General features: G+C 58.0%; 8 protein-coding genes. 7 read left to right on the forward strand and 1 reads right to left on the reverse strand.

Features of this window, described 5'->3' with window-relative positions; genetic code table 11:
• The 6 genes from IB272_RS34295 to IB272_RS34320 form a co-directional block, all read left to right on the forward strand.
• Positions 1-97: integrase core domain-containing protein (locus tag IB272_RS34295; RefSeq protein WP_192444694.1), on the forward strand; the 97-nt coding region annotated here is incomplete at its 5' end.
• A 140-nt stretch (positions 98-237) separates the two neighbouring features.
• Entirely contained in the window at positions 238-2,016 is a 1,779-nt protein-coding gene (locus tag IB272_RS34300; RefSeq protein ID WP_192445875.1) for a hypothetical protein, read from the forward strand.
• Between the two features lie 298 nt (positions 2,017-2,314).
• Positions 2,315-3,658, forward strand: coding sequence for a hypothetical protein (locus IB272_RS34305; RefSeq protein WP_090426765.1), 1,344 nt, complete (start codon positions 2,315-2,317; stop codon positions 3,656-3,658).
• A gap of 454 nt (positions 3,659-4,112) precedes the next feature.
• The gene (locus tag IB272_RS34310; protein ID WP_167550732.1) at positions 4,113-4,250 is read left to right on the forward strand and encodes a hypothetical protein; all 138 of its coding nucleotides are present in this window, start codon (positions 4,113-4,115) and stop codon (positions 4,248-4,250) included.
• Positions 4,251-4,798: 548 nt separating this feature from the next.
• A complete protein-coding gene (locus IB272_RS34315) occupies positions 4,799-5,368 on the forward strand; it encodes a helix-turn-helix transcriptional regulator (RefSeq protein ID WP_060517886.1) in 570 nt (189 codons plus the stop codon).
• A gap of 159 nt (positions 5,369-5,527) precedes the next feature.
• On the forward strand, positions 5,528-6,724 hold the full coding sequence (locus tag IB272_RS34320) for an MFS transporter (RefSeq protein WP_090302570.1): 1,197 nt from the start codon (positions 5,528-5,530) through the stop codon (positions 6,722-6,724).
• Positions 6,725-6,756: 32 nt separating this feature from the next.
• Here IB272_RS34320 and IB272_RS34325 read toward each other — a convergent pair whose 3' ends face one another.
• The gene (locus tag IB272_RS34325; RefSeq protein ID WP_181529560.1) at positions 6,757-7,266 is read right to left on the reverse strand and encodes a GNAT family N-acetyltransferase; all 510 of its coding nucleotides are present in this window, start codon (positions 7,264-7,266) and stop codon (positions 6,757-6,759) included.
• A 229-nt stretch (positions 7,267-7,495) separates the two neighbouring features.
• On the opposite strand from IB272_RS34325, the gene IB272_RS34330 reads away from it, so the two are divergent.
• Complete coding sequence (locus IB272_RS34330) at positions 7,496-8,068, forward strand: NADPH-dependent FMN reductase (RefSeq protein WP_090426756.1); 573 nt, start codon at positions 7,496-7,498, stop codon at positions 8,066-8,068.
• The last annotated feature ends 388 nt before the right edge of the window (positions 8,069-8,456 follow it).

The raw sequence follows: 8,456 nt of genomic DNA on the forward strand, positions 1-8,456 counted from the left end.
GCCGTTCTGGTTCGAGCATTACAACAATCTTCACCCGCACAGCGCTTTAGGATATCAATCCCCGCGCGAGTTCATCAGCTCGCAATCTCAAGCCTGAGCATGTCCGGTCTTTTGGGGGCAACTCCAGTTGCCCTTGAGGCAGAGTTTCGCACGCAACCTAAAATTACACACTTATTAAGAGAGTAGGTGTAGGCAGTCTCGTGTGAGTTTGAGCGCTTCACACGAGTTTCATCTGCCATGAGTTTAGTTGTCAGCAAGACGAGTGTCGCGCGAGTTGATGAACGCTGGTCGGCAACGGGGTATTGGCTGATCTGCATCTTGATCGTCGGCCTACTCATCGGGTTCGATTTGTCCGGTGAGCGTATTCACAACGCTGACATCGACGACAGTTTGCGGGGTCTGCAAATCAAGGCATTCCTTGAGGATGGCGGGTGGCTTAGGCCGGCAATACCGCGGATCCTGATGCCCGAGCCGTATATTTCGCCTTGGTCGCGAATAGTTGACCTTCCCTACATGCTCATAGCTTTCTCTCTTCAGTCCGCCTTGGGAGCGGAAGACGCGCTCGCGGTGGCCTTCCAGGTTTGGCCAGCCGTAATGGCAGTCTTTTTCACCATTGGGGTTGTTGGGGTTTTGAGCCGGATAGCGCCACGAAAAGGTGAGCTTTCGCCCGGAATGCTATGCGCCGTCCTCGTCCTTATGGCCTTCGCGATCTGGGAATTTAGTCCTGGCCGCATTGACCACCATAACTTGCAGATGGTGCTGTTGCTCACGTTGATATACGGGATTGCTAGGTTCGATCGCATAGGCGGGGCGGTCGTCGCGATTTCAGCGACGATCTCGCTCTTGGTAGGCCTGGAGACGTTGCCTGTTATCGCGCTGGTGTTGGGAGCCTTGGCACTAGCGTGGGCCGCGGGTTTGGACGGCACCCGAACGATGCTTGCCTCAACCGCCATCACATGCCTGGTTGCGGTACGCATCCTGACCTTTTTGGTAATCGGTCCTTCCGGGTTCTGGCGTGTGGAGAACGATGCTTTCTCCGCACCATTTGCATTCGCACTGCTTGGCTTTGGAGCGATCGCAACCGTGACCTTATGGCTGGTGCCGGAGGCTTCGAGCGCGGCGTTCAAGTTTGGACTTTTGGCTACCGCCGGTTCGATGCTATCGGCTGTGCTGTTGTTCGCCTATCCACAGCTTTTGGCCGGCCCATATGCAGCCATCGACGATCTGGCCCGGATATATTGGTTTGATCGCATCGACCAGGAAAAGAGTGCCCTGGAGTTTTTCCGAACAGGGGACTACGGCTCACTTGCTCTACTGGGTATTTTCAGCTGCGTCCTGGCTGTTAGCTTGCAGCGCGCGTTGAACGCCCCCCGAACGGCAAATCCGCAATTCGCTATCATCCATGCTGTCGCCGCAGCGCTCCTCCTGACCGCGTTGGTCTCCAACCGGTATTTGCGCTTCTCTGCTGCCGTCGTTCCGTTGTTGCTGCCTGCTGCGGCGTCGATAATTCGCGAAGACAGCCAGGTGGCGGTTAGGCGGTTGGCCGCGTTTGGAGGGATGGCTGTTGTGATGGCCACCTCATTCTACTCCGTCGTGCCTTTTGAGCGTAAGACTACGGATGCTTTTGACCACCTGCTCTGGAATGATTGCAAGGGGGCGGATTTCTCGCTGCTTGCCACCCTTCCACCTGGACAAGTGATGACGCCGCCGGCACTGGGGCTTGAGATCGCCCGTAGGTCGCAGGACAGCCTTACGGTGTCGAGCGTTCCCTTTCACCGGGCCGCGCCAGCGATCGGACGGGTTCTTCAGGCCTTTATGTCGAGTAGCAACAATGAGCGGAGTGCTCTTTTATCCGGGTTCGACTACCTGGCCGTTTGTCGGGCGCCGTTAGGGCTCGTGGGAAGCGAGAAGATGCCGTTGTTCGATGCCATCATGACAGGCAGTGCTGGGCCGGTCCTTCATCCCGTATCATCAGTCAAACAGTCTGACCTCATCGTCCTGCGGATTGAAAAGTAGCGTGCGCCCAGGAGTATATGTTTGGTTTCGAAGGCCACGTTCAGCCGCGCCACGACAGGATCCGGGGCCGGCAGAAATCACGTCGAAGCGGTGAGTCGAAGCGGTGAACGGTCACGCGGAAAGTTCACCATTCCGGGTCGCTGCGGGGTTGGAATGGACGCCACCGCCGTTCCGCTCCGCTCACGGTTTGAATTGTAACGATACTTATTGTCACTTCCCACTTGCCGCCAATCAGTGCAGTGGTTCATCACGTAGTTTGTTTGGTTGCTCCGCGACCAGCTTTGAGAGAACCGGCAGTATGAAGAAACCGAACCCTCTGACGCACTCCCCGCGGACGAACATTTTCCGTCCAGGCGATGTTTTCGTTCTGTTTGGTGAGCTGTTCGATCGGGGTTATGCCACCCATCTGGTCGACCAAGCCAAGAAGGCCGGCATGGAAATTGTCGGGATCACGGTTGGCAGACGAGACGAAGCCAATGTTCTGCGGCCACTGAACGACGAGGAACTTGCGGCGGCTGAAGCCCGGCTCGGAGGCAAGATCATCAACGTGCCGATCATGGCCGGTTTCGATCTTGACGCGCCTGAAGGCGAGCCCACTCCGACCGACCTTCTCGCGAAGATGACGCTCGAGACGTGGCAAGACGAGAAGCTCGACTGGTCGCACATCGAGAAATGCCGAAACGTCGGCGTCGAACGGTTCAAGAATGCCCTTTCTGAAGTCATGGGGATCCTCGATGGCATGATCGCTGATGGCAGGAATGTCTTCTTCGCGCACACCATGGCCGGTGGCATCCCGAAGGCAAAGGTGTTCATGGTCATCGCCAATCGCGTCTACAAGGGACGTGGCGCGCGCCACATGTCGTCGCAAACGCTGCTCGACAGCGATTTGGGCAAGCTCATTCTTCAGAATTTCGACGAGGTTTCGGCCAACACGTTCCGACACCTGATCGATCTGAGCACAGCCATCCGGGCGCGCATCGAAGCTTCCGGTGGCCAGGTTCGTTATTCGGCGTTTGGCTACCACGGTACGGGCATTCTCGTTGCTAACGAGTACCGCTGGCAGACCTATACCAATTACACGCAGGGCTACGCCAAGATGCGCCTGGAGCGCATCGCTGAGGAAGCCTGGAACAAGGGCATTAAGGCGACGGTCTACAATTGCCCTGAGATCCGCACCAATTCGTCCGACGTGTTCGCCGGCATCGAGCTGCCCCTCATTCCGCTTCTGCTCGCGCTGAAAAAAGAGGGCGGTGGCGAATGGGTCGCGCAGCAATGGCAGGCCTGCCAGGATTTGTTGGCAGATGGCTTCACTGTCGATGACGTCTTGCGGAAGATTTCCGATATGCAGACGAGCGAAGTGATGCGGCCGTTCTACGACTTTTCGTCCTGGCCAATGCCGAATAATCCGGGACAGTCCGACCTGACGATCGGTACATCGAGCGAAATCACGGCGATGCACCGGGACGGCAAGGCGCTGATCTCCGATCTCTTGAGCCGGCTGGTGGTCGAAGCGGTTGGGCAGCTCATCTTTGGTGAGAGCTCGGCGCCATCGGGCCCTGTCCTGTGGCTCAACCACGACATCGTCGCGCGCACGCTGATCGAGACGAAAGGGTCAGCCCGCAACGCTCTCGAAGCGGCCTAAGCGCGACGACGCAGGCGGCTACTGCCTGTCTCCTTGAGTCGCCTCCGATTGCGCGTCTGATCAGACGCGCACGCGAGGTCGATGACCGTGACGTCAAGCAGTCTTGGCGGTACTGGTCGTTAGTTGAACCAGACGACGCGTGACGATTGCACCCGCTCGGCCGACCTCTTGGGGTGGCCCTCGGCGTCCTCGGCAAACAGCGTCTTGCGTGCCAGCCAATCCATTTGCGCGAGCGCTTCGGCGATCGTGGTGTCGGCTGCGATCGTTTCTCTCTTAAATCTTGTAGCTCAAGAAGTTTGCCGGCGTAGGGCGCGCCGAGAGAGAGGATGTGCGCCTTTGTTTCAGTATCGTGATCGTTCGGATACAGGGTTTGGTTGAAAGTCGTGTCGTCGCCGGGTTGTTTGGGCGTTTGCCTGTGACTATGTGTGTGACAGCCAAGAAAGGATCAAACTCAATGCGTATTGCCACATTCTTGCTCGTACTCTCCGCGCTTGCCGGATGCTCCCAGACCGGCGGCGGTGCGACCAGTGTCAGACAGGATTACTATGGTGGCGACGGCGGTTTTTATGCGGGCGCGGTTGCACCGCGCTGAAACCGCTCCAGCGGCGCTGTAACTGCACTGCCGGCAGCTGTGCGAACTCTGACAGGGGGTGGGCCCGCTCAGGTGATTTTGACAAGCATGAGGGGGCCATCGCCTGATCTTCGGCCGTAGTGGCGCCGAACGTCGCCAAGCCGCCACGAGAATGTTGGCTATGCGACCCTCGTCGAGAAAGCTCTCCTTCCATCAAGCCAACTCTCTGCCCTTCAGGTCCAAGCTCTGTCCGATTGTTCGGATTGCAAGGGCTTGCGCTTTGACAATGGCGCGGCCCGTAACGCCGTGATCTCCCCTGGAGCAACGTGCCGACCAACCGCTTTCATTCCCGACAGCCGGATGACGTCATCGCCCATTGCTCCGGAAAGCGTCCGTCTCAAGGACGCGATCATCATCGCCGATGCGTTGGGCCTCGACGTCAGGCGAAAGTGAGCGTCGAAGATGCCACCGTCCCAACATCGAGCTAGACGCTGGCGTCGGGTGTCTGTTGACAACCGACCAAGCGTCCCTGCTATTCAACGGGGGAGGGCTATTGTCGCGAGGAAGGTATGGAGCTTGATCTGAAGGTTTGCGCTTTGCCGCTCGGATGCCGGCTTCGACGCTTCCGCAGGCTCAGGCAGATCAAGCAGGAAACGTTGGCGGCGGATCTTGGCGTATCGCAGGGTCTGCTATCGCGATGGGAAGCCGGCCAGCATGAGCCTTCAGCAAAGGCCCGGGCCCGGGTCGAGACGCTGCTCGAGCGGCATGAGAGCGTCGGGATAGACCTGACATTGCGTCGGCTCATCGAAACGGCGCCGTTTCCGGTTCACCTTGTTTGCGACGACACCCATGCGCTTTTGAGCGTCTCACCGGCCAGGCAAGCCCAGTGGCGGATCTCTGCCGCGTCCTTTTTCGGCGTCTCGCTATGGCGATACGCGACGGCGGAAATCATCGAGAGAGAACTTCAACTGCAAGAACTTGGCTGGTTTGAAGAGGTCTGGTCAGGAGCCGTCCAGTTCACGACCGGCGGCAGCGACGACCCCGATATGCCGATCCCCCCGAGCATCATCCGATGGGAACGAATAGGCATTTCCGACGGGCGCGTCGGCCGCCTGGTAACCAGTATCGATCCCATCTGAGACGCGAATATTTCATTCGTTGTCCGAGCTGTTCTGCCCCTGCTAGCCTGCCATGACCGCCAGTTGCCCCCGAAACCGCGTACCAAAAAATTCGGCGGGCAGGGCGTCTGCGCTCACATCCCATCGGTCACGATAGATCCGCCAAGAGCACTCCGGACAATGACAAATTCGCGTCGCGCCATCACGTTTTCACTTCTCATCATCTGTGCAACGCTATCGCTGGCAGGGACCGACCTCGTCTTGCCGGCCGTTCCGCAATTGCCTGAAATCTTCGGCACTGACCGGGCGACCGCGCAGCTGGTGCTTGCCGCCTATGTCGGCGGCGGCGGTCTCGGCCTGCTTCTTTATGGGCGCCTGGCGGACCACTTTTCGCGCAAGGCGCTGCTTTTCTCTTCGCTCGCCGGATTTGCAGCCGCCTCGCTCGCCTGTGCCTTCTCGCCAAATATCACGGCACTTATCGCGCTGAGGTTCGTTCAAGGCGTGGCGTCTGCGGCGGCTCCGGTCTTTGGCCCAGGGTTGATCCGGCAGCTGTTCAGCGACAAGGCGGCGGTGCGCGCCATCGGGTTTCTCGGCAGCGTGGAATCGCTGGTGCCGGCGCTTGCGCCGATCTTCGGCGTGCTGCTGCTTTCGCATTTCGGATGGCAATCGTCATTCGAGCTGCTGGGTGTTTTGACGATGCTCGCTGCGGTCCTCATACTCGTGCTTGGGCTGCCCCGTGAGGAAGAACCCTCCGACACGCTCGGTAGTTATGGGCAACTGCTCACGGATCGCGTCTTCATGCGATACGCGCTCAGCCAGGCCCTGACGCTCGGCGGACTGCTCACCTTCGTCTTCGGCGCGCCGACAGTCATCGTCGCGTCGATGGGCGGCTCTCTGAACGACTTCATCATCATGCAGGTCATCAACATTTCCGGGTTCATCATCGTCGCCAATCTGACCGCCCGGATTGCCGAACGTTTTGGCGCTGAAAACGTCATCCTGACCGGCACCATCATGGCTGCCTTGAGTGCCCTTGCGCTGTTCGCCTACGGTCTCATGGGCGGTACCAACACGCTGATGTTGCCTCTATTGTTTACGCCCATGGCGATCGGCTTGGGTCTTCGCGGCCCCATTGGCTTCTATCGCGGCATTCTTGCTTCGGGTGCCAATAATGCGCGCGGATCGGCGCTGATCGTCTTTTTCATCTTCATGATCACCACGCTTGGAACCGTCATCGCCGCGCCAATCATCGCCGCTGGGCTCGCGGCGCTCGCGTTCGTCGCCTGTGCTATCCACCTCCTGTCGGTGGCCCTCCTGCTCCTGCTTCCGGCAATGCCGGAGCCAACGCGCGATGCTGCCGGCGTACCTACGCTGTAGGTATCCGAACCAGATGAGGACCCCTTGAACGGCTAAATCGACGAATCTCCAAAGACGTGCCGGTATACGCCGTAGCGCATGCCACTGATATCCACGTGTCGCTCAAGCGCGCCTCCGAGTTTTCTCGCGACCGCTTGGGAAGCCAAATTGTCATCAGTGATCAGGCTTATTGCCGTCCTCCAGCCAAGTTTGCTGGCTGCGAAGTCGAGAACGGCATGCATCGCCTCGGTAGCATAGCCTCGCCCCTGGAACTGGGGGTAAATTCCCCATCCCAATTCAGGTTCAAGCTTGTCCAAAGGAAGCTGCGCTCCGCAGTAGCCCGCCATTTCACCTGTTTTACTATCTTCGACAACGAAAAAGCCAAAGTCGCGCAAGTGCCAATGACCGATGAACGACAACATCCTTCGCCAGGCATCCTCACGCTTGATCGGACCCCCGACGAAGGCGGTGGTGACGGGGTCCCCCCAGAATCGAGCGAAGGCCTCAAAATTGTCCTCGCGCCATTGGCGCAATATCAGTCGTTCAGTTGCTATAGTTTGCACGATGTTCTTCTTTCAAAGGTAGCCATTCTTCCTTCCGCATCCGCCGGATACCATGCCGATCGCCGCGGCGACCGGCTCCGGATGAAAGCTGCAGTTCTGCCGGTATACTGGCGCGTTAAGAGAGTTCTGAGATCGGGTTGCAGCGACTTGGAAACATGACAGTCACGGCGCGACGCGCTACATTGTCGTTGCAGTCCACGCCACAGGTCACGGTATCGGGAGAATTATTATGCAAACGCATAAGGTCGGATACTTGATTGGTAGTCTCGCCAAAGACTCCATAAATCGCAAGCTCGCCCGTGCACTGGTGAGGTTGGCTCCTGCACAGCTTGAAATGACAGAAATATCGTTCAGGGAACTCCCGCTCTATAGCCATGACTATGATGCCGATTTTCCGCCGGTCGCGAGAGCTTTCAAAGAAGAGTTGGCTGGGGTCGACGCCATTCTCTTTGTAACCCCGGAATACAACCGTTCAATCCCGGGTGGCCTAAAAAACGCCATTGACTGGGCGAGTCGCCCCTACGGAAAGAACTCCTTCACACGCAAGCCTTCGGCTGTCATCGGGACATCGCCGGGCTCGATCGGAACCGCGGTAGCGCAACAAGGACTGCGCAGTGTTCTTAGCTTTTGCAATTCACCGCAGATGAACGCCCCAGAAGCCTACATTCAATTCACTCCGGGGCTGATTTCCGACGACGGAGAAGTGACGGTGCAAACGACCGAGCAGTTTCTCCGTGGCTACATGGAAGAGTTTGCAGCCTTCATTGCGCGCGTGCTCTCTGTCCTGCCTCGCGACGCTTGAACAAGCGGCTGCCACTCGCGTCTCCTCAAGCCGCATGCAAGGGCGTCGAACAACGCTCGAAGTGGCTCAGGCGTCCTCACGATGGTTCTGCCATGGCCACATCGAGGCTGCGGTCGAAATCGAGCGGCGCAAGACGTATACACGAAATGGCGAGCGCTGATTCAATAATCTATCGCGAGGAAGTGAATTTTGATCAATGTGTTAGAGGGCATATTTGATACATCACATTCAGTTCCATAATTCAGATTATGCGATCTGAACCTGTAGCCGCAAAGTTAAAGTGTCCTGATCCTGCAAAGTTGGAATGTCACTCTCCCCGGGTTTTGATGACCTGGGAGATTGCGGATGGGATTGATTGCGATGAGCGAGCGCGATCTGCAGCGGATTG

It is taken from the genome of Ensifer sp. ENS08 (assembly GCF_014852195.1).
GTDB classification, from domain to species: Bacteria; Pseudomonadota; Alphaproteobacteria; order Rhizobiales; family Rhizobiaceae; genus Ensifer; species Ensifer adhaerens.

Excerpts from the sequence above, each read along its gene's own strand:
- IB272_RS34300 (WP_192445875.1), top strand. The coding sequence starts at position 238 with ATGAGTTTAGTTGTCAGCAAGACGAGTGTCGCGCGAGTTGATGAACGC.
- IB272_RS34305 (WP_090426765.1), top strand. The coding sequence starts at position 2,315 with ATGAAGAAACCGAACCCTCTGACGCACTCCCCGCGGACGAACATTTTC.
- IB272_RS34310 (WP_167550732.1), top strand. The coding sequence starts at position 4,113 with ATGCGTATTGCCACATTCTTGCTCGTACTCTCCGCGCTTGCCGGATGC.
- IB272_RS34315 (WP_060517886.1), top strand. The coding sequence starts at position 4,799 with ATGGAGCTTGATCTGAAGGTTTGCGCTTTGCCGCTCGGATGCCGGCTT.
- IB272_RS34320 (WP_090302570.1), top strand. The coding sequence starts at position 5,528 with ATGACAAATTCGCGTCGCGCCATCACGTTTTCACTTCTCATCATCTGT.
- IB272_RS34330 (WP_090426756.1), top strand. The coding sequence starts at position 7,496 with ATGCAAACGCATAAGGTCGGATACTTGATTGGTAGTCTCGCCAAAGAC.